Source organism: Algoriphagus hitonicola (assembly GCF_900113375.1).
GTDB classification, from domain to species: Bacteria; Bacteroidota; Bacteroidia; order Cytophagales; family Cyclobacteriaceae; genus Algoriphagus; species Algoriphagus hitonicola.
The window spans coordinates 142,973-165,280 of sequence record NZ_FOPC01000006.1 but is presented as its reverse complement, the minus strand read 5'-3'; the positions used below and the strand labels follow the sequence as shown (position 1 = coordinate 165,280).

Sequence of the window (22,308 nt, the reverse complement as noted above, 5' to 3'; positions counted from 1 at the left end):
CTATGAAATACAGTATAGATAAAAAAGAACAATACGTTGTTTTCACTCCCATGGAGGAGAAATTAGACTCTATTTTAGCTCCGGCGTTAAAATCGGAACTATTGACCGTTCATGCAGAAGGCTATTCCAATTTAGTATTGGATATGAGTCAGGTTAAATACGTGGATTCATCTGGATTGAGTGCCCTCTTGGTCGGAGACCGGGAGTTTGGCAAAAACGGCGGAATATTCCTAATTTCTGGAATTCAGGACCATGTCATGAAGCTATTGAAGATTTCGATGCTGGACAAAAAACTGAATCTAGTCAATAATCTGGAAGAAGCTGGAGAAGCTATCTTTATTCACGAAATCGAAAACGGAGAAGAAGAGGGAGAAGATTGAAAAGGGATTTTGAGGTAACCATACTGGGAAACACCTCCTCTATTCCGGTACACGGAAGAAATCATACTGCGCAGGTGCTCCGACATGGTCAATCACTGTTTTTGATTGATTGCGGTGAAGGCACGCAGTTGCAGTTGAGAAAGTACCACGTCAAAACCTCCAAAATCGACCACATTTTCATCTCTCATCTTCATGGAGATCATTATTTGGGACTGATTGGCCTGCTATCCAGCTATGGATTAGCCAAGCGAAGCAGTCCCATTTTTTTATATGGTCCCAGAGGTCTTGACGACATCATCACCACTCATTTTAAATGGAGTAATAATCGGCTGTCCTATCGATTACATTTTGTGGAGACCAATGACCAGGGCTTTAACTTAATCGCAGATCTGCCAAATCTGAAGGTTTATACTTTCCCTTTGATCCATCGCATACCTACGACAGGATTTCTATTTCGGGAAAAACCATTATTGAGAAATCTGATAAAAGAGAAACTACTTAAAGAAAAACTTCCCTTAGAAGCCATCAAAACTCTAAGAAAAGGAATGGATTACATCGGGACAGATGGATCATTTTATCCCGTTCGGGAATATTGTCATCCTAAAGAAGCCGAACGTTCCTACGCCTATTGCTCGGACACGATTTTCAACCCGGATATCACAGAATATATTCAAAATGTTGACCTGCTTTATCATGAATCTACCTTCATGCAGGACAACTTGGAGCGAGCAAAAACCACCTTCCACTCCACAGCAATGGAAGCAGCCGAAATAGCTAAACTCTCAAAAGTGAAAAATCTGCTATTAGGCCATTTTTCGTCGCGTTATACGGTATTGGATGGTCTCTTGGCCGAAGCCAAAACAGTTTTCGAAAACTCAATGTTGTCTGAAGAAGGAAAAACCTATCCCCTATGAGCACCATCAAGCAAACCCGGAAAACTAATTTATTTATGGTTTTGGGAGGGATTTTTTTAACCAATGCTATTCTAGCCGAAATCATCGGAGTTAAAATTTTTTCCGCAGAAAAATCATTGGGCTTTGAGCCGGTAAACTGGGTTTTCTTTGACGATTATGTCTTAGATTTCAATTTGACCGCTGGAGCGGTTATTTGGCCGGTTGTATTCATTACCACGGATATTATTAATGAATATTTTGGTAAAAAGGGAGTTCGTCAAATCAGTTTTCTCACAGCCGGATTAATCGCTTATTCTTTTTTGGTCATCAGTTTGGTTACCTTACTTACCCCCGCCGATTTTTGGCTGGATGTCAATGCTGCTGGTCCCGGAGACACGCCATTTAATATCAGCTATGCTTTCAATACTATTTTCAGACAGGGGCTAGGAATCATCATCGGCTCATTGACTGCCTTTCTATTGGGCCAATTAATCGATGTTTTTGTATTTCATCGATTGAGATCGGTGACAGGTCCCAAGATGATTTGGCTCAGGGCGACTGGATCGACTTTAGTTTCCCAGTTTATTGACTCCTTTGTGGTATTAGGAATTGCATTTTACATTTTTGGCAACTGGAGTATTGAGCAGATTCTCGCAGTAGGAATCATCAATTACATCTATAAATTCACTGTGGCGATCATTCTAACTCCCCTACTTTATGTGGGACATGGACTCATCGATCGATATCTAGGCAAAGATCTAGCAGAGGAAATGATGGCAGAAGCCACGTCAGATCGTTCCTTTATTTAAACTCAAAGTACCGCTTGATCAGTCAATTCTAGAGAAAAGGGATCAGATTTCACCAAATATATTTTGCTGAAATTCGATTATTTATCAAGAATATTTCAAAAACATTCAGCCATCATTAGGATTACAAAATATTTACTTTTACTTTTGCACCGTCAATAAGACATAGAACATTTTTCTGAGCCGTGAAATCCTTACTGTCGCTTGTCGTGGGATATTGCAAAGGAGTACATGGCAAGAAAAGTAAGGAAACATCATGGATACAAACACAAAATTCTCAGACCTGGGGATTTCAAACGAAATCTTACAGGCAGTGGAAGAGATGGGTTATACTCAGCCTTCCCCCATTCAATCAGAAGCAATTCCTTTCGTACTAGAGGGTAGAGATGTCATCGGACAGGCTCAAACCGGTACTGGAAAAACAGCAGCTTTTGCCATTCCGATCATTCAATTAGTTGATCCGGATTTCAACAAGCCACAAGCTATCATTCTATGCCCTACCCGCGAGCTTGCGGTTCAGGTAGAAGGTGAATTTCACAAGCTTTCTAAATTTTACCGAAAAATCAATTCTGTTGCCATCTACGGAGGCGAATCTATCGACAAGCAGATTCGTATCCTGAAAAAAGGCGTACAGATAGTAGTAGGCACTCCTGGACGTGTTCAGGATCATATCAATCGCGGTACACTAAAGCTTGAAGATGCTGGAATCATCGTCTTGGATGAAGCGGATGAAATGCTGGACATGGGCTTCAGAGATGATATCGAAGCCATCCTTCAGGAAATGCCTGAGGAACGACAAACCGTCTTCTTCTCGGCTACTATGGCTAAGCCAATTCTGGATTTGACCAGAAAATACCAAAAAGATCCTCACATCATCAAAGTAGCCAAAAATGAACTGACTGTCGAGCGAATCGACCAAGTTTATTATGAGGTGAAGCCTTCGCTCAAAATGGAGCTGATGGCGCGCTTGATGACTGTAAATAATTACGCTCTGTCTGTAGTTTTCTGTAACACCAAGAGAATGACTGATGAAGTAACCGAAAACTTAGGTTCTCGAGGAATTTTAGCCGAAGCACTTCACGGTGACCTTTCTCAGGCACAGCGTGACAAAGTGATGGGCAAGTTCCGAAAAGGAATCTGCACCGTATTGGTCGCCACTGACGTCGCTGCACGGGGAATCGATGTTGATAATGTAGAAGCCGTATTCAACTTTGACCTACCATTGGACGAAGAATACTATGTGCACCGAATCGGTCGAACCGGTAGAGCTGGAAAATCAGGAACTGCCATCAACTTCGTAACTGGAAGAAGAGACGGGTTTAAAATCAAGGATTTGGAAAGATTTACCAAAGCCACGATCAATAAAATGGATCCTCCTTCAGTTTCTGAACTACTTGATCTCAAAAAGGCACAATTAGTAAAAGACGTATATCGTCAATTGGGCCAAGAAGAGGACAATCAGATTTTCGAAGAGACAATTGGACAGATGCTGACAGAGGGGCTTACAATCGAGCAGATTGCCCTTGGACTCCTAAAGATAAACATGGGAGATGCCGTAAAAGAAATGCGGGATCAGGACTTTGGTCTACCAAGTTTCCAAGATCGAAGAAGAGAAGGTGGTCGTGACGGAGGTAGAGAGCGCGGTGGTCGATTCGAGAGAGGAGGAAGCAGATCTGAAAGAGGCGGTAGCGATCGATTTGGAAGAGGTGAAGGCCGAAGCGAAGGAAGACGTGAGCGAACTGCTGATTCAGGAAAAGATAGAGGAGATAGAGGTGACAGAGGTGCTAGAAGACCAGAGCGTGTTCGCGAAGCTGACATGGCCCGTTTATTCCTCAATTTAGGTAAAAAAGACAGAATCCGTCCAAATGATATCGTGGGAGCCATCGCCGGTGAGGCAGGAATCCCAGGTAGAAGCATCGGTGGAATCGATATTTATGACAATTTCTCCTTCGTCGACGTGCCTCAGAAAGATGCAGATCACGTAATCCGCACCATGAAGCACAACACGATCAAAGGAAAAACCGTCAACATGGAAATTTCAAAAGGTTGATTATAGGTTAAGGTTAATTTGATTAAAAGCACAATTCCTCCGTGAATTGTGCTTTTTTTGTATTGTAGAAAGATCAAACCGAAATGCCGCTTTTTTTTCAGGAAAACTGTACCCCACCGATAATCACACTCAATCCGGAAGAATCCAAGCACCTGGTACGAGTGCTGCGCAAAAACGTAGGCGATGAAGTGCGCGTGACCGATGGATTGGGAAAACTCTTTTTTTGCGTCATTGATCAGGCCGACCCAAAACAGGCCAGATTACAGGTAAAAAAGGAAGAGACTGTTCCAAAAAATCCCTATCAAATCCATTTGGCTATCGCCCCCACCAAAAGTCCCGACCGAATGGAATGGATGGTGGAAAAAATCACTGAAATCGGATTTGATAAAATTTATCTGATCAAGAGTGAAAACTCAGAAAGAAGTTTTTTGAAGACCGACCGATTGGAAAAAAAAATCATTGCTGCCTGCAAACAAAGTCTGCAATTTCACAAACCTGAAATAGAAAGCGACTGGACATTTGACAAACTCATCGGTTCATCTGATTTTGATAAATTTCAAAAATTCATCGCTTACGTAGATGAAAATCACCAAAATCACCTTTTAGGCCTTGCTCAGCCCAATCAGAATTACCTGATACTGATCGGCCCGGAAGGGGATTTTTCACCTGAAGAAATTCAGGCTGCGATTGCAGCAGGATTTGCTCCCATTTCATTGGGTAAAAATCGACTCCGCACCGAAACTGCAGGTTTGGCAGCTGTTCAGATGCTTCAGGTATTAAATCGATAAAATAGGATAATTCAGCCAAATCCCTTTTCCACTTGATTGAAGTAAAAAGGTAATTTCCTATTTTAGGGTAATTATTGGCTTCAATTCTGCTGTTAAGAATTTTTATTCATTAAATCTATTTTGCTGTGCCGTACAAAGAACGAGAGATTGAAAAAAAATATTACTCTATTGGGGAAGTTGCTCAGCAGTTCAAAGTAGCTCCATCACTGATTCGTTACTGGGAAGGCGAATTTGAAATCATCCGGCCCAAAAAAGACAAAAAAGGGAACCGACGTTATACCAAAGACGATATTCAGAAGATTCGATATATCTATCACCTGGTCAAGGAGAAAGGCTATACGCTAGACGGGGCCAGAGAGGTCATTTCCCAAGGGAAAGATAAAGGCTTTGACAAAGTTCAAGCCGTTCAAAAATTGCAGGAAATCAAGGATTTTTTAATCAATATCCGGGACGAAATCAATGGCAAATCCTAATCATGAACATATTCGCTATCACCTCGCCTTAAGTTTAGCCCCCAAAGTAGGCCCGGGAGTTTTCAAAGCCATTGTAGCCTATGCAGGATCGCCAAAAGCATTTTTTGAAATCCCAAAAGCCAAAGCAGCAAAAATCCCAAAAGTAGGTTCGAAGCTTTTGGAAATCAGAAAATCTGCAGACGAACTTCTCAAAAAAGCAGACGATCTCATCGATCAAGCTGAGAAAAAGAATTTTCAGATTTTAAATTCCTCCCATCCACACTTTCCTCAGCGTCTCAAAACCCAGGAAGACCATCCAGTTTTGCTTTTTTATAAGGGGAAATCCAATCTCATTTTTGACAGAACCGTCGGCATTGTAGGGACTCGGAGTGCCACTTCCTACGGCAAAACTGCCACTAAAAAAATTGTGGAAGACTTAGCAATCTATCAGCCCGCGATCATTTCAGGTTTGGCGTACGGTATTGATATCGAGGCTCATCGAGCGGCACTTCATGCAGGTCTACCTACTATCGCCGTGATGGGATCTCCGATAGATCAGATTTATCCGGCAGTGCATCGCAAAACCGCCGAACAACTCCAAGAAACAGGCGCTATCCTCAGTGAATATGCCCCTGGAACTAAGATGATGCCTGGGAATTTCCCCGCCAGAAATCGGATCATTGCCGGACTTTCGGACGCCTTGATTGTGGTGGAAGCTGCCGCAAAAGGTGGCGCATTGATTACAGCCGAAATTGCATTCAGCTATGACAAAGATGTCTTTGCGGTGCCGGGGAATCTCCAGTCGACTTTTTCAGAAGGGTGCAATCACTTAATTAAAAAAATGAAAGCATCGATCTACACCGGCCCCAATGATATCGCTGAAGCCTTATTCTGGAGTAAACCTGGAGAAGAGGAAACCCAAAAGCCCAAACTGGACCTTAGTGATAGGGAGGCGGGTGAAAAAGCTATTTTGACACTGTTACAAGAAAATGGAGAGTCAGAAATCGATCAAATTTCCTATGCAACAGACATTCCTTTGGGACTGTTGTCATCCAAATTATTGTCTTTGGAATTTGAAGGGATTGTCAAATCACTTCCGGGGAAAAAGTTTAAATTATTGGTTTAGCCAAAAGAAAAGACGCTACTTCGTCTTGAGCTTCCGGATAAGTTTGGGGTAATACCAAAGATAATATCCACTGAAACTCATAAATATGAGTCCTAGTGCAGTCAAGGTCGAATAGGTCAACTTTGCACCCTCGTTCCCTGTGGTATAAAAATCCAGAATACTACCGTCGTGTACCTTTTCGATCCAATCCGAATGCCTCGTTTCCACCGAAAGCACTTTTCCGGAGAATCCATCCAACTGTACCTCGGTAAAATGACTTTTAAATTTGATTTTAACCACTCCTTTGTCCGGCCTTACATCCAAGCGATCCACGCTTGGGTCCAATCCCAACTTTTGCATTTCTTGCTCCCCGATTTTTACCATTTCCGAAGGCAAAATCCAAGTACCATCGACAACTTCGGTTTGGAGCGTTGGAGGCAGTAATTCCACCTTTTTTTTCCAAGCCAACAAAATAGATGTGATGCCAATCAGGAAAAAGAAAATAATCAATGGAATACCCAACCACCTGTGAAGGTTGCGGTACCATCGAATCGCCTTAACTTTATTTTGAATTTTTGGAGTGCTCATATTCAGCTTATAAAAAAATCGAGTTGGAAAGCTTGATCGCTTCTTCCAATTCCATTTGATTTAAATCTAAGGAATAGCCTTCCTCTTTAAAGGTTTCAATCATCACTTCGGTAGCCATATTTCCGATCAGTTCGTCCTTTGCCATAGGGCATCCCCCAAAACCTTTGAGTGCTCCGTCAAAGCGTCTACAGCCTCCCTTTAAGCCTGCTAGCACTTTCTCATTGATATCTTCTACTCGGCTGTGTAAATGTGCACCAAAAGTGATATGAGGAAAAGAAGTGATCTGAACCTGAAATATCTCAGTAATCAACTCAGGAGTAGCCACTCCTATCGTATCGCTGAGAGAAATGGTTTTGACTTCCAGCTCATCCAACTTCTGGACAAATTCCGCCACCAAATCCGGAGAAAAAGGATCTCCGTAAGGGTTTCCAAAGCCCATACTCAAATAAACAACTTGCTCCTTTCCCTTGGTTTGACAGAGGTTTTGGATGGTTTCTACGGTCTCCAAAGCCTGCGCAATGCTGGCATTTGTATTACGCTGCTGAAACGTCTCCGAAACCGAAAGCGGAAACCCCAGATAATCAATCTCCTCAAATCGCAAAGCATCCTCTGCTCCCCGCACATTCGCTACAATAGCTAACAGTTTAGATTTAGCTTTATGCAAATCCAGCATTTCCAGCACCTCAGCGGTATCCCGCATTTGCGGAATGGCTTTAGGACTGACAAAGCTGCCAAAATCAATGGTGTGAAACCCTACTTCTATAAGCTGATTGATGTACGCTGCTTTGATAGCAGTATCAATAAATTCGGGAAGCCCTTGCATCGCATCCCGTGGACATTCGATCAACTGAATCATGCCCGAAATTACTCAGAAAAGACAAGAATCTACTTTTTTTAGGATGTGCGGTTATTTTATGACAAGGATTTGTTTAACGAACATTAGTCTCTAATAAAAATCGAAAAGGAAGTCTGACTTCAGAAGGTACAGGCTGACCATTTTCTGTTTGGGGATTCCAACGATTAGGATATTCCTTAGTCACTCGAATCGCTTCTTTGGCTAAAGAATGATGAATTTGTTCGGGATTCAAAACCGAAATTTGTTGGATTATTCCTGTTTTATCTAACTTTACCTTTAGTAGAACGGTCCCGGTTTCCTTCAGTCTTCTGGCCTCTGCAGGATACTGAAGGGTTCTCATTAAATAATTATCCCAATCTGCTCTGCCTTTTTTTGGAGATGCCTCCACTATTTCAGGTTTTTAGATTTCTTCTCCATTCTGCGAAAAGTACTTTTCTGCCTCTAACTTTCCTGAATTAAAAGTCGCACTATGTTTTAATTTACCGTTTGGATAGTAGTGCATTTCTACTTTTATATCCTGTTCAAAGTCCATTTTGGTCTTGGACGAAACCTCACCATCAGGATAATAGTAAGTCAACTGTTGACTTTTTTTAGCATTATTTTCATCCAATAAGGCAATCAAATGACTGACTTTTACCGAATCGAGGGTATAAAGCTGATCGTGAAACACCCCATTCTCGATGAATTCAATCCGAAGGTAACTTGGGTCTACTTTACTGGTATCTGAAATCGGCAATAAGTACGAATCAAAAAACGTCAAGGACTGTCCAAAAACGAAGAATGATTGAAAAATGAAGCAGAGAAAAAAGGTGAATTTACGCATAAGATATTTTTTCACTAAAGAAGTAAAATGATCGGAAACGAGCAAGATTTCATACTTAAAGTTCTCAATTTTTAACCGAATTCCGAAAATCAAACCCCATCGGGTCACTAGCTATATCCAGTTAAACTAAAACACCTCCTTGGCAATCTTATACGTTGCATCCGCCTTGCTCATCGTATAAAAATGCAGACTTGGTACTCCTGCGGCAACCAACTCCTTACTTTGCGCTATGGCCCATGCGATCCCAACTTCTTTCACTTCAGCATTGGTTTTACACTTCACGAGTTCATCAGTCAGAGCATCCGGCAAATCCAGGAAGAACGTTCGTGGGAGCATCGTGATTTGTCCCAACGTGGTGATGGGTTTTAAGCCTGGGATAATAGGCACTTCAATTCCCGCCTCACGCACTTTTCGCTCAAATTCAAAGAATTTTTGATTGTCAAAAAACATCTGAGTTACGATATATTCTGCTCCCTTGTCAATTTTATCTTTCAGGTATTTCAGGTCAAACTTAAGAGAAGGTGCTTCAAAATGTTTTTCCGGATAGCCCGCCACGCCTACACAAAAATTAGTATGAAAACTCGTTTCCGTCTCCTCATGAAGGTATTTTCCATTATTCATACGAATAATCTGCTCTACCAATTCACTGGCAAAATGATGACCGTCCTTTTCGGGTTCAAACCTACCTTCAGTTTTTGGAGCATCCCCACGCAAAGCCAAGACATTTTCCACACCAATAAAATTCAGATCGATCAATGCATTTTCAGTCTCCTCTTTGGTGAAGCCTCCACAAAGCAAATGCGGCACTGCATCCACATGAAAGCGATTCATAATCGCCGCGCAAATACCAACCGTTCCCGGGCGCTTTTTAGTGCTTACTTTTTCCAGCAATCCATTGGGATGTTTTTTGTAAATAAATTCCTCCCGATGATACGTTACATCGACAAATGGAGGATTGAATTCCATCAAAGGGGCAATCCCTTCCAAAAGCTCATTCAAACTCTGTCCTTTAAGCGGAGGCAGGATTTCAAACGAAAAAACAGTCTTTTTCGCGTTTTTCAGATGTTCAGTTATTTTCATAAAACTTGATTCACAAGTAAAGTGGATGGCGTATAGGCCAAATTGGGTGATAATAAACGCTCGGCTTGCTCTAGTGAAATTCCCTTGCGATCAGCATAACTTGCAACTTGATCTTGGGCGATTTTACCCAATCCAAAGTATTTGGACTCTGGATGACCAAAATAAAAGCCCGATACAGAACTCGTTGGATACATCGCAAAACTCTCAGTCAAGGTAATTCCAATGGATTTTTCTAGATCCAAAATCCTAGCAATCGTTTCTTTTTCAGAATGCTCGGGACAGGCCGGATAGCCAGGAGCTGGGCGAATTCCCAGGTAACTTTCGCGAATTAGTGAATCGTTATCCAAGCTTTCTTCCTTGGCATATCCCCAATATTCTTTTCTGACTAATTCATGGACATATTCGGCAGCGGCCTCGGCAAGCCGATCCGCCAAAGCCTTGAATAAAATATCATTGTAATCATCCCCGGCAGACTGGAATTCGGCAAGTTTTGACTCCATTCCAAGCCCTGCTGTCACGGCAAAGCAACCCATAAAGTCAGTTTTGTCGGGATGGAGATAATCGGCCAAGGATCGATTGGGAACTCCCCTGCCTTTTTTTCCCTGCTGTCGCAAAAAGTGAAATTGACCCAAACTAACATTCGCTGCGTTTGGCTCAAAGACTAACGCATCGTCTTCCCTTCGGTTAACCGGAAATAAAGAAAATACCGCTTTGGCTGTCAGCCATTTTTCAGAAATGATCTGATCCAGCATAGCTTGAGCATCAGCAAATAGCTTTTTAGCTTCATTTCCTACGATTGGATCCTCGAGAATTTTGGGATATCGACCACTCAGCATCCAGGTACTGAAAAATGGGGTCCAGTCGATGTAGTTTCTCAAGACCGAAAGATCCAAATCATTCAAAATAGTTTTCCCTAACGCATTCGGCTTTACCGGCTGATAATTTGTCCAGTCGATTTCTACAGGATTGGATTTAGCTTCTTCATAGCTCACCAATTGTTTAACTGCCTGCTTTGCCTCGTGCTCTACTCTAAGCTGCTGATAGGTTTCCTTTATTTTCAGATGATATGCATCCTTGGTTTCCTCGGAGATCGATTCCCCTGCGATAGGGACAGATTTACTGGCGTCAGTCACATGAATGACTGTTCCGGAATAAACCGGATCGATTTTCACTGCAGTGTGAATGCGAGAAGTAGTCGCCCCGCCGATCAAAAGCGGGATCTTCAATCCCTGACGCTCCATTTCTGAAGCGACCGTAACCATCTCGTCCAGCGAAGGAGTAATCAAACCACTCAATCCGATGATATCTACCTTATTCTTAATAGCTTCATCGATGATTTTCTGCGCATCGACCATCACACCGAGATCAATGATCTGATAACTATTACAAGCCAAAACTACCCCGACTATATTTTTCCCAATGTCGTGAACGTCACCTTTTACGGTAGCGAGTAGAATTTTTTTCAAAGAAGAGGCTTCTTGACCCTCTTCCGGCAAAGGCATAAAGGGCTCCAAATAGGCTACTGCTTTTTTCATCACCCGGGCAGACTTGACCACTTGGGGAAGAAACATTTTTCCTTCTCCAAAAAGATCACCCACCACATTCATCCCATCCATAAGCGGTCCCTCGATGACTTTCAGCGGTTCCTTCAGTTGCAGCCTTGCCTCCTCGATATCCTCAATGATAAAATCCAGAATTCCTTTAACCAGTGCATGTTCAATCCGCTTTGACACCGGATCGGATCTCCAAGCCTCATTGACGACTTCTTTTTTGTCGGCTGCTTTCACCGTTTCCGCAAAGTCCAACAATCGCTCAGTAGCATCTTCCCTCCGGTCAAAAAGCACATCTTCCACACGCTCCAAAAGATCTTTTGGGATGTCATCATACACCTCCAGCATAGTCGGGTTGACGATACCCATATCCATCCCATGATGAATCGCATGATAAAGAAAAGCTGCATGCATCGCTTCTCTCACCGGGTTATTCCCCCGAAATGAAAAAGACACATTACTCACTCCCCCGCTGACTTTGGCGCCGGGTAAGTTTTCTTTGATCCATTTGGTGGCCAAGAAAAAATCAAGCGCATTTTTTTTATGCTCATCCATTCCTGTAGCCACGGGGAAAATATTTGGGTCAAAAATGATATCCTGAGGATTAAATTTCACCTGATCCACCAAGATTCGATAGCTCCGCTCACAGATCTCGATTCTTCGCTCATAGGTATCGGCTTGTCCATCTTCATCAAAAGCCATGATGACCACAGCCGCACCAAATTTCTTGATGGTCTTGGCTTGCTGGATAAACTCTTCTTCCCCATTTTTTAGCGAAATCGAATTGACAATTCCCTTCCCCTGTACACACTTCAGGCCCGCCAAAATGATACTCCATTTGGAGCTGTCAATCATGATTGGAATCCGACTGATTTCCGGTTCGGAGGCGATCAGATTCAAAAATTTAACCATGGCCGCTTCTCCGTCAAGCATACCTTCGTCCATACAGACGTCTAAAATCTGCGCTCCTCCCCTCACCTGATCCAATGCCACTTCCAAGGCCTCATCGTATTGGCCATTCAGGATCAATCGGGCAAATTTCTTCGAACCCGTGATATTAGTTCGCTCACCGATATTGACAAAATTGATATTCGGGCTGAAAATCAACGGCTCCAAACCCGATAATTTCATATACGTTGATTTAGACATCAGCTCCCTCCTCTTCCAGTTCTTCTTCAATTTTTCTAGGTTGAAATTCAGCCGCAAGTTTTGCCATGGCTCGAATATGATCGGGGGTGGTTCCGCAGCAGCCTCCCAAAATATTCAACATCCCTTCTTTCAAAAAATCGCGTACTTGATCGGCCATTTCATTTGCTCCCTGATCATAAGCCCCAAACTCATTGGGCAATCCTGCATTGGGATAGGCAGAAACGTAAAATGGTGCGTTTTGCGCTAAAACTTTCAGATAAGGCCGCAATTCCTTAGCTCCCAAGGCACAGTTTAAACCTACTGAAAGCAAAGGGACATGTGATACAGAAATCAAAAAGGCTTCAGTAGTCTGACCAGATAGTGTCCGTCCTGAAGCATCCGTAATCGTACCGGAAATCATGATTGAAATTCCCCCATCTTTTGGATCCAAAGGAATATTGCGTTCTTCAAAAACGTCTTGAATTGCATACAATGCCGCCTTGGCATTGAGTGTATCGAAAATCGTCTCTACCAATAAAATATCCACTCCTCCGTCGAGTAAACCGCGAACTTGCTCGGAGTAGGCTTCTGCCAACTGATCGAAATTCACAGCACGATAACCCGGATCATTTACATCCGGTGAGATAGAAGCTGTACGGTTGGTGGGGCCCATTGCTCCTGCCACAAAACGGGGCTTCGAAGGGTCTTTGGCAGTAAATTCATCAGCAACCTCTCGGGCGATTTTTGCTGATTGAAAATTGATCTGATAGGCCAAGTGAGAGAGTTCATAATCTGCCTGCGCGATTGAAGTCCCTGAAAAGGTATTGGTCTCAATGATATCAGCTCCAGCCTCGAGGTACTCGGCATGGATGGCTTTAATGATTTCTGGCCGGCTGAGCGACAATAAATCATTATTTCCTTTGAGTGATTTGGGGTGATTTTTCAGCTCAGGAGTTCGGAAATCATCTTCCGTCAGAGTATATCGCTGAATCATGGTTCCCATGGCACCGTCCAAAATCAGTATTTTTTTTTGTAGCGCCTTGAGAAGAATATTCGTTTGGTTTTGCATCTGCGTTCTATTTTCTATTAAAAAGCTTATCGAGCAAAACACGGAGAAAAGTACTAATGTATTCTTTTTCCGCTCATCTTTTTCCGGCATTTCCAGAATGGGAGTTAGCACCTTGGATTCAGGTTGCTAAGACGTCATAGGGCCCTTCCCTCGGTCTTTCTCGATAAGCTTTAGCAAAGGTAATAGCTATCGGTCAATAAAACAGTGGGTTTATTAGATTTTTGAATAGTTTGGGTGAAAATTTTTATGAAATTCTAGGGGAAAAATTAATTTGGCTCCAAATCATCAAGGTCGGACACCAATCCCAAACATCAGATAAGGGGCACTCATGTAGTTGGCCATGTCAAATTCTCCCAACCGGTAATTGGCGAGGGCAAGCTCATAACCGAAAGAAGCTGAAAATACCAAATCAAAAAGTTTCCGTTTGGTCACTGGCATTCCGTATTCGACCATCAATTCAGGTTTTGCCATCAAACCCGAGTTTCGTAAGTACCCGTCAAACTTCCGCTTTTCAAATAGCTCCGGAAAATCAGGCTTATCTTTTTGAAGGAGGCTGTATCGGAGGTTTCCAAAACCTAATCCAGCCAAACCAGCAATACTGAAATTCCTAAACTGGATGACTTTATGTCCGGCCAAAGCATAGACTCTCAGGCTATTCAAGGAATGCTCCCGCTGCTCATTGGCAGTCCCGCTACTGGAAAGGTTAAACACATCCGATCCGTACAAAAAACCACCGTTTTCGACCAGCATTCTTAAACCCAAATTGGAAGGTCGTCCTTCTAAAGGTTCATATCCAGCCCGAACGAGCTGCTCATTAAAACCATCAGCCTTTGTAAAATGAATTCCTGACAAAAGCTGAAAGGTCACCGATGCGTCTTTGTAGAAAAAATTCCTGTCCGGCAGCGTCACCCCTGCCCCAACCCGGAAAAATGCTCCAGCCTGAGTATTGTCAAAAGACATGTCATTCATTTCCCACTTGCCCTCAAAAGGGCTAAAGGAATAACCCATTTTGGCCAATACAAAAAGTGCTTCTTTTCTACCCAAAAGGTTAAAATCATAGCTTAGCTGAAACCCGATTTCGGTTAAAAATCCACCAAAATTCTTGGTCCCTTTATGGATATCCATTTTTCGAAGAATAAATCCATCAGCAGGATCTGCCAAAAAATCATCTAGGTTTGAGGGACGATCATCAGGTAACATCTGAAAATTCAAAAAACCCAACCCCATAGACATGTAATGGATAAGCTGAAACTTGCCCTCCTCGGTAAAGGAGTATCCAATATTTACAACTGCACGTGAAGTCCGGTATCCAATCCGATAATCGTCCAATCTACTCTGGGCACTTCGGTTTTGAAACAGTTCCATTCCCAAAACGAAATCATTGATCCGTGTTTGATAACCTAACCCAATCGTGCGGTAGCGCTGTCGCAATCCTGACAATCCTCGATCTGCCAGCATATTGTCAAATTGATTGAGCTTTGCTCCACTGATTCCTACTGTGGAATAAAAACTCGAGCGCTTGTCCAGCAGTCGTTGAGCTTGAGCATTAGGGTAGAAAAACCCCAAAAAAAGAAACAGTAGGCTAATTCTACAAAAAATAGACATTTGCTTTAGGTGGGTTTTGCATTTGAGATGATTGAGTTACCGATTAGGCAAAATTAATGCTAAAACCCAAATCCGGTCAATTTTTGGACCGAAGATGCTTAATCAATTTTTCATAAAGGACTTCTGGAGAAAAAGGCTTGGGAATGTAATCGTCAAACCCGATTTCCTCTAAGGCATCCTTTACCTCATGAAATGAACTCGCCGTCAAAGCCAAAATAGGAAGTCTTGACTTCTTAGGATCAGCGTGATTTCGCATTTTTCTAGCTGCCGTAAATCCATCCATGATAGGCATTTGGAGATCGACTAAAATCAAGTCAAAATCACCTTTTTCAAACATTTCCATCGCTTCTTGACCATCCGCAGCAAAAACCAAATTGCCGGCATTCCATTTTTTAAGGAATTTCCGAATTAAAATCTGATTGACTGTATTGTCCTCAGCCACCAAAATAGAGGCTTGCTGAAGTGATTTGGGCAGAGATTCCTTTTCTTGCGCAGTCCTTTTTATCGTCTCATTCGGAAAACTGAATTCGATCTCAAACTCAAAGATACTTCCTCCCTGAGGATTTGATTGATAATCAATTTCCCCTCCATGTAAATTGATCAGCCGCTTGACGATCGCCAAACCAAGTCCTGTACCCCCAAATTTTCGCGTCGTGGAGGAGCTTGCCTGTGTAAACGCTTCGAATATTCCGCCGACCTTATCTTCCGGTATTCCTATGCCCGTGTCTTCAAATCGAAACAGGATTCTTATTTTTTCCGATTCTTTATTTGCAACTTTAAGACAAACTTTTACCTGACCTCGCTCTGTAAATTTTATTGCATTTGAAACGAGATTATTTACCACTTGGCCGATTCGGATGGAGTCGCCGATGACTAGTTCAGGAATGGCTTCGTCAAACTCGGTGAGGATTTCTATGGGTTTTTCATGTGCCTGAAAACTGTGGGAATGAATGATGCGCTGGATCAGATTTTTCAAATCAAAGGGAATGGATTCGAGTTCCACTTTTCCGGATTCGATTTTGTTAAAATCCAAAATATCATTAATCAAAGCCATGAGATTCTCTGCAGAAAACTGAAGTGTTTTTAAGTTTTCGAGTTGATCAGGTCGGGGATCTTCTTCCATTAAAAAATGGGCTAAACCGATTACTGCATTCATTGGAGTTCGGATTTCGTGACTCATGATGGATAGGAACTGAGATTTTGCCTGAGAAGCCATTTCTGCCATTTCCTTTGCCAAAAGTAGTTCGCGCTGAGCTTCCTTCAGTTTTGAAATATCCCGGGCAATCCCGGTATAGTATCGGGTATCAGAGCTTTTGTCCAAGATCATCTTACCGTTTGAATTAAAGATGCGATAAGTCCCGTCTTTGTGGCGCAGTCTAAATTCCAAAAATTGATTTTCTGCCAAAAAATCCCGGGATTCACTCAGCATGGATTGAAACAAATCCAAATCTTCAGGATTCAAATACTCAAAGATGCTTTTTCCCAACACCTCTGCAGTCTCATAGCCCAAAAATTGGCTCACATTAGGCGAAACATAATCCAAAATAAAGGTTTCCGATAAGGAGAAAATAATCTCAGTGGATTCCTCTACCAAGGTGCGGTATTTTTCCTCCGATCGTTTAAGGTTGGCCTTTGCCTCATATTCGGAGGTGATATCCCGAATAATGGTCAATGCATAGGCTACTTTTCCATCCTCCATAATAGGCCTCATCAACCGATAGTACCATCGGTCTTTAAGCTTGAATTCGGATTCGACGATTTCTTGGTCAAAATACACCCGGTCCAATAATTCTTCGATCTGCTTTGGATCCGTCAAGACAATTTCAGAAAGATGCCTTCCCTCAAAGTCTTCCGGCTTTAACTCCCAGTAGTCAAAATTGGTCCCCTCGGCTAAAATATATCGTCGATTGGCATCCAGTAAAAAAATGTTTGTTCCGGGAATATTGGAAGCCAAAACCCGGTATTGTTTTTCTTTTTCGGCTTTGAATACTTCAAAGCTTTTTCGCTCCGAAATATCCTGAAAGAGCCCCTCGTGCATGATGATCTCCCCACTTTTGTTTCGTACATCTGTGGTTTTGTCCTCGACCCAGACAAAATGCCCTGCCTTATGTTTGATCCGATATTGACCTGAAAACGAGGGAACTCCTGACTGGCCTCTCAATTTTTCTTTTTGTGCATTTATTTTAATCACATCTTCGGGGTGAACCAGCTCCATAAACTGTATTCCTTGGTCCATCAGCTCCTTGGAGCTATACCCAAACCGGTTGATATTTTCTGAGATATAATGAATTCGGTATTCGTCATTAGGGTCCACTCTAAAAAGTATCGCAGGACTATTCTCGACGATTTTTCTGGCTCTCATCGCTATTTCTTGGCTTTGGTATCGCTCTACCAAACTCCTAAACAAAAAGGAATATCCGATTTTTTCTTTTGCCTCGGCATGAATCCCCTGAATGGATAATTCATAAGGAAGTCCATCCACCCGATCTGTAGTTAAAACCACTTCTTCCCTCCAGGAATCGCCAACTTCAAGCCGCTCGGCAATAACCGACAATGAGGAGGTTTTTCCCCATTGAATGTTCAAAATATCATCAATCGATTTATTGATGGGGTTAGAAGATTTGGTCTTAAAAAACTGTGACGCTGCTTCATTTAAATAAATCACCTTCAGGTTTAAATCCGTAACCATAATCGGGTCATCCACCTGGGCCAAAATCTGTGACTGCAAGCGCAAATGCTCATCTGCCGCCCGCTTGTGCGAAATATCCGTGCAGAATCCATTAACCTCCAAACCGGATCTAAAGAAATCCTCCTTCACTTCGATTTCATAACTCAGAAATTTGATTTTTTGATCTGCAGTCCGGATCATAAACTCTCCCGAAACCTGTCCTTTGGTTTTGATCACCTGTTTCAGATGCTTGACAAAGCGAGCCCGGTCGGGTTTTTCAATTTTATAAATCAAGGAAGAATACTCTGCCGTAAGCGGTCGATCTCCCAGTTCGAAAAGTCTAGCCAATCCTCCAGAAACATAAAAAAGATTTTTGCTGGTATTAAACCTCCAAGAACCGGATTTGGAAAGCCTTTCGGTAGTAGTCAGTAGATTTTCGTTCCGCTCCAGTCTTCTGGTCATCAATCTACCTAAATACGCCCCTGCTAAGATATCCCCCAGCTGTCTGAAGATCTGTAGTTCCTTTTCTGCAAATTGTAAATTGGAAGTTTCAATTTCAAAATAGATCACCCCGTGCATTCTTGAGGCGGAGTTCATCGGGATGAAAAGATGATAGAACTTATCCCGATCGGTTTCAGGTTCGATCAACTTCACAATCCCTGCCTCAAGCCGATTTTTTCTGGAATTTACCAATTCGGGAATAAAATCCTTCAATGTATTTTTTTGATCCGATTGGCTCCAAGAATTTAAAATTTCTAATAAATCGGTATCACGGTTAAAAATCAATACAAAGGCTTGAGTCGCTTTTAAAAAATCACCAAATAGCTTCAGCGCATCCTGAAAATCGCGTTCTATTTCTGTCAACTGCCCATTGATCAGCCGAGAAGAAACCTGATTGATCAAGTTTTCGATCTCATATCGTTTTTGTAAGGACTTTCCCGTCTCCACAAAATCAGTAATATCCCGACTACTAAATAATATCCCACGAATCTCTGGATGGTCAAGTAGATTTTTGCCGTAGCTTTCCAGATAAACCTGAAGGCCATTACTTCTTTTGATCCAAAAATCAATCGGCACTTCTTGATCTGGTTCTGAATTTAATACCTCAGCAAAGGATCCTTTGACCAATTCGATAATGCCTTCTTTTTCTAAATCCCGGAAGTTTTTTCCCAAAATCGACTCTACGGGAAACCCTAGTTTTTGTCCCACTGATTCGGAAATGAATTTGTAATTCCCCTGCTCATCCAAAATCGCAATCAGATCATGACTGTTGTTGAGAATACTCTGAATATAATTCAATTCCTCTTTTTCTTGATTTGACTCCCTGGTCAGATGATGCCGAAAAGGACTGGAACCATAATATTTAACCCGGCTTCCTTTTACGATGAGAAACCTCGAAGTATAGCTGGAGGGCAAATTGGTGAAACTCCATTCAAACCTGATTTTCTCTCCATTTTGATGGCTTAATGTTTTGTAGAAATTCCTATTTGGAACCACTCCTGATTGAAAAAATTCATTGATCAACTGAATAAAATCCTCATTTTCAAACCAAGTTTTCCAGCTATCCGGAAGCCCCTCAAACTGTTCTTTTGCGTAGGAATTCCAAAAAATAATTTCTTCGGAATCCATTAAAAATAAGGGCTCCTTGATCTCATTCAAAAAATCTGAAATATCAAAATGTTGAAGTTGACTCATGTCGAAAAATATAAATTTATTCGAAATTATCAGGTGTTTTCGATCATTCCCTCAGCTTTTTTTTATAAAAATTTAGGTAATGTTGGCTTCATTGGTCGTAGAGTAATGATGTGGTCATTTTAGATTTTTGGGCCTTAACCAAACGAAATGTCTCCCTTCTGAAACTTTTACCGATTAAAATCCGTGCTAAAAACTTAATCGAAACTTTAAACAAAACAACATGATCATCACGACCACTAACAGCCTTGAAGGACACAAAATCGAAGCTTATCTGGGAATCGTATCCGGAGAAACCATCATCGGAGCCAATGTATTCAAGGATTTTTTTGCGAGTATCACTGACATTGTAGGCGGCCGATCCTCTGCCTATGAGCGGGTTCTGCGAGAAGCCAAAGCTACCGCCATGGCCGAAATGGAAATGCAAGCCCGAGGATTTGGTGCCAATGCCATTGTGGGCATAGACCTGGATTACGAAACGATTCGCGACGGAATGCTGATGGTCACCGCCAGTGGCACAGCAGTCAAAGTCACCCAAATCTAAGTTTTTAGCCCTGCAAATCCAGGGCTTTTTTTATTTCTTTGACGATATGGTCAGCAGAGGCCTTTTTACAAAAATGATTCCCGACAATCCCCACCGGCGCAGACTTGCACATATCGAGACATTTGGTTTCTATCAACTTACAATGTCCTTTCAGAACACCTGATTTCAATTCGCTTTTCAACTCTTTTTTAATAGTCTTCGATCCAGCCCCCTTGCAATCGGAACCACCACAAAGAAAAACCAATTGCCGCTTATGTTTCATATTTCAGTCTATAATCCCAAGTCCAGCTACAAGCCAGAAATCCATTGCATCATTACAGCACTCAAATAGGCACCATAAGTTCCCAAAGCATAACCTAAAACTGCCAAAAGCACTCCCACCGGAGCCAAAGAAGCATCAAAAGCTGAGGCTACAATCGGAGCCGACGCTGCTCCACCGATATTGGCCTGAGACCCTACGGCAACGTAGAAAAATGGCGCCTTGATAATCCATGCCACTACAAGCATGATGATGATATGAAACAGAATCCAAACAATCCCGATTACAAATAAAATGGGATTATCCAATACCGCTCCCAAATCCATCTGCATCCCAATCGTAGCCACTAACACATACAAAAACACCGAACCAAATCGAGAAGCTCCTGCTCCCTCGAGATTTCGTGCTTTGGTAAAAGACAGTACTAAACCCAAGGTAGTTGCAATTACCACGATCCAAAAGAAAGTTGAGTTTAACGAATATTGGTCCAGATTCGGGAAATTCTCACCGATATAAGGGGCCAAAATATCCGCAATCAAATGTGATATTGCTGTCACTCCAAAGGCTATTCCCATGATTTTCATGGTATCGGCAAGTGTCGGGATTTTCATAATTCCGGCCCTAAATCCCTCAATTTTATCCCTCAACTCATAGATGGCGGTATTGTCTGCTTTAAAAAACTTATCGATTTTTTCCGGATTGCCCGCCCAGTACAAGAGAAAAGCCATCCATAAATTGGCCACCAACACATCGACTGCGATCATCTGAGCAAATAGTGAGGGACTTGCCCCGAAAACCTCCAACATGGCGGTTTGGTTAGCTCCGCCTCCAATCCAGGAACCTGCTATAGTCGCCAATCCCCGCCAAATCTCCTCAGGACCATTTCCTCCCAATAATTCCGGCTGAAAAAAACTAACCGTGAATAATGCCAATGGCCCACCGAGAATGATTCCTACAGTGCCAGCCAAAAACATGGTTAAGGCCTTTGGACCTAATTTTAAAATCCCTTTGAAGTCGATACTGATTGTAAACAGGACCAAGGAGGCCGGTAATAAATATCTACTCGACACAAAATACAAATTAGACTGCTCCCCTGATATTATCCCAAAAGAATTAAAAACGGCTGGAATAAAATAACAAAGCAGAACGGTGGGAACAACACGATAAAATTTTTGAAAAAAACTGCTTTTACTTTCTGCCGTAGCAAAAACCAAAGCAACAATACCGATCAAAATTCCAAAAACTACTGCGTCATTGGTAAACAAAGGGGTGGCTTCTTCCATGAGGTTCATTTTTTTTCGCTTTGCAACAATACCAAAAAAAGATCAAATGACTATTCTTCTTTACCTTGAAGCAATTCTAAAAATTCGGATAAAATCATTGCCGTGGCTCCCCAAACCATTTCCTGATCAATTTCAAAAAAGGGAGTATCCAGTTCCAGACTTGGACTGATCCTGAGTTGAGTACGCTGCCTGACCGGCTCTTCAAAGAGCGATTTCAAAGCGGTAGGAAGTATTCGCTGCACTTCTCGCACTTCTGGAATGAAATCAGGTATTTCTTCTGAGAATCCAAGAATTGGAGTTACCAGAAAATTGCTGGTCGGTATATAGAGATTGCTAAGTTTTCCAAGGACAGTTACCTTATTGGGATTGATTGCTACTTCCTCTTCTGCTTCCCGCAGAGCGGTAAAGACGATGTCAGAATCGGTGGCTTCCATTTTGCCTCCAGGCAAAGCAATCTGACCGCTATGCGCCCCTCGATAAACAGGCCGTTTAATCAAAGGGAAAAACGCATCTTTCCCTTGGGGATAAAGCATAATTAAAACGGCGCTTCTTCGATGAGACAGGGGGATTTTGGGATCAAATCTCTTAGCATCCACAGGCAGGGGTGACATTTTCAAATGTGCCTCTTTCCCGGGAAGGGGCTTTTCTATCCCGTCCTTGATCCGCTGTAAAGCCTCTTCAAAACGCAT

General features: G+C 42.3%; 20 protein-coding genes and 1 riboswitch. Of the genes, 8 read left to right on the top strand and 12 right to left on the bottom strand.

Going from position 1 to position 22,308, the window contains the following annotated elements; genetic code table 11:
- Positions 1-2 precede the first annotated feature (2 nt).
- From BM043_RS10010 to dprA, 7 genes are all read left to right on the top strand, one after another.
- Complete coding sequence (locus tag BM043_RS10010; protein ID WP_092791242.1) at positions 3-380, top strand: STAS domain-containing protein; 378 nt, start codon at positions 3-5, stop codon at positions 378-380.
- Complete coding sequence (locus BM043_RS10005) at positions 377-1,294, top strand: ribonuclease Z (protein WP_092791241.1); 918 nt, start codon at positions 377-379, stop codon at positions 1,292-1,294. Before BM043_RS10010 ends, BM043_RS10005 begins: the two co-directional genes overlap by 4 nt.
- Positions 1,291-2,082 (top strand): queuosine precursor transporter, encoded by a 792-nt coding sequence (locus tag BM043_RS10000; protein ID WP_092791240.1) that lies wholly within the window; start codon positions 1,291-1,293, stop codon positions 2,080-2,082. Before BM043_RS10005 ends, BM043_RS10000 begins: the two co-directional genes overlap by 4 nt.
- A 253-nt stretch (positions 2,083-2,335) precedes the next feature.
- Complete coding sequence (locus BM043_RS09995; protein WP_092791239.1) at positions 2,336-4,129, top strand: DEAD/DEAH box helicase; 1,794 nt, start codon at positions 2,336-2,338, stop codon at positions 4,127-4,129.
- A gap of 83 nt (positions 4,130-4,212) precedes the next feature.
- Positions 4,213-4,917, top strand: a complete 705-nt coding sequence (locus BM043_RS09990) for a 16S rRNA (uracil(1498)-N(3))-methyltransferase (RefSeq protein WP_092791237.1) — start codon at positions 4,213-4,215, stop codon at positions 4,915-4,917.
- A gap of 125 nt (positions 4,918-5,042) precedes the next feature.
- On the top strand, positions 5,043-5,390 hold the full coding sequence (locus BM043_RS09985; RefSeq protein ID WP_092791236.1) for a MerR family transcriptional regulator: 348 nt from the start codon (positions 5,043-5,045) through the stop codon (positions 5,388-5,390).
- The gene (gene dprA, locus BM043_RS09980; RefSeq protein ID WP_092791234.1) at positions 5,377-6,495 is read left to right on the top strand and encodes a DNA-processing protein DprA; all 1,119 of its coding nucleotides are present in this window, start codon (positions 5,377-5,379) and stop codon (positions 6,493-6,495) included. The genes BM043_RS09985 and dprA overlap by 14 nt, the downstream gene beginning before the upstream one ends.
- 15 nt (positions 6,496-6,510) lie before the next feature.
- Here dprA and BM043_RS09975 read toward each other — a convergent pair whose 3' ends face one another.
- The 9 genes from BM043_RS09975 to BM043_RS09935 all read right to left on the bottom strand — a co-directional run bounded on the left by BM043_RS09975 (position 6,511) and on the right by BM043_RS09935 (position 19,536).
- Positions 6,511-7,062 carry a PepSY-associated TM helix domain-containing protein gene (locus BM043_RS09975; RefSeq protein ID WP_092791232.1) on the bottom strand — a complete coding sequence of 184 codons (552 nt, stop codon included), beginning with the start codon at positions 7,060-7,062 and terminating at the stop codon, positions 6,511-6,513.
- A 7-nt stretch (positions 7,063-7,069) separates the two neighbouring features.
- Entirely contained in the window at positions 7,070-7,918 is an 849-nt protein-coding gene (locus BM043_RS09970) for a hydroxymethylglutaryl-CoA lyase (RefSeq protein ID WP_092791230.1), read from the bottom strand.
- A 73-nt stretch (positions 7,919-7,991) separates the two neighbouring features.
- Complete coding sequence (locus BM043_RS09965; protein ID WP_092791228.1) at positions 7,992-8,306, bottom strand: energy transducer TonB; 315 nt, start codon at positions 8,304-8,306, stop codon at positions 7,992-7,994.
- 12 nt (positions 8,307-8,318) lie between these two features.
- Positions 8,319-8,741, bottom strand: a complete 423-nt coding sequence (locus tag BM043_RS09960; RefSeq protein ID WP_143189507.1) for a toxin-antitoxin system YwqK family antitoxin — start codon at positions 8,739-8,741, stop codon at positions 8,319-8,321.
- A 126-nt stretch (positions 8,742-8,867) separates the two neighbouring features.
- Positions 8,868-9,821 carry a methylenetetrahydrofolate reductase [NAD(P)H] gene (metF, locus tag BM043_RS09955; protein WP_092791224.1) on the bottom strand — a complete coding sequence of 318 codons (954 nt, stop codon included), beginning with the start codon at positions 9,819-9,821 and terminating at the stop codon, positions 8,868-8,870.
- Complete coding sequence (gene metH, locus BM043_RS09950; protein WP_245753013.1) at positions 9,818-12,502, bottom strand: methionine synthase; 2,685 nt, start codon at positions 12,500-12,502, stop codon at positions 9,818-9,820. Before metH ends, metF begins: the two co-directional genes overlap by 4 nt.
- 10 nt (positions 12,503-12,512) lie before the next feature.
- Positions 12,513-13,568 (bottom strand): homocysteine S-methyltransferase family protein, encoded by a 1,056-nt coding sequence (locus BM043_RS09945; RefSeq protein ID WP_092791220.1) that lies wholly within the window; start codon positions 13,566-13,568, stop codon positions 12,513-12,515.
- A gap of 70 nt (positions 13,569-13,638) precedes the next feature.
- A riboswitch (SAM riboswitch) is annotated at positions 13,639-13,738 on the bottom strand.
- Between the two features lie 115 nt (positions 13,739-13,853).
- Positions 13,854-15,173, bottom strand: coding sequence for a hypothetical protein (locus BM043_RS09940; RefSeq protein WP_177188457.1), 1,320 nt, complete (start codon positions 15,171-15,173; stop codon positions 13,854-13,856).
- 76 nt (positions 15,174-15,249) lie between these two features.
- On the bottom strand, positions 15,250-19,536 hold the full coding sequence (locus BM043_RS09935; protein ID WP_092791217.1) for a PAS domain S-box protein: 4,287 nt from the start codon (positions 19,534-19,536) through the stop codon (positions 15,250-15,252).
- Positions 19,537-19,756: 220 nt separating this feature from the next.
- Between BM043_RS09935 and BM043_RS09930 the strand changes: the two genes are divergently transcribed.
- A complete protein-coding gene (locus BM043_RS09930; protein ID WP_092791214.1) occupies positions 19,757-20,077 on the top strand; it encodes a YbjQ family protein in 321 nt (106 codons plus the stop codon).
- 4 nt (positions 20,078-20,081) lie between these two features.
- On the opposite strand, the gene BM043_RS09925 is transcribed toward BM043_RS09930, so the two are convergent.
- Genes BM043_RS09925 through BM043_RS09915 form a run of 3 tightly spaced genes read right to left on the bottom strand, consistent with a single transcriptional unit; the run spans position 20,082 to position 22,308 of the window.
- Positions 20,082-20,339 carry a (2Fe-2S) ferredoxin domain-containing protein gene (locus BM043_RS09925; protein ID WP_092791212.1) on the bottom strand — a complete coding sequence of 86 codons (258 nt, stop codon included), beginning with the start codon at positions 20,337-20,339 and terminating at the stop codon, positions 20,082-20,084.
- A 26-nt stretch (positions 20,340-20,365) separates the two neighbouring features.
- Positions 20,366-21,619, bottom strand: a complete 1,254-nt coding sequence (locus tag BM043_RS09920) for a DUF819 family protein (protein WP_092791411.1) — start codon at positions 21,617-21,619, stop codon at positions 20,366-20,368.
- A 50-nt stretch (positions 21,620-21,669) separates the two neighbouring features.
- Positions 21,670-22,308, bottom strand: coding sequence for an NUDIX hydrolase (locus BM043_RS09915; protein ID WP_092791210.1), 639 nt, complete (start codon positions 22,306-22,308; stop codon positions 21,670-21,672).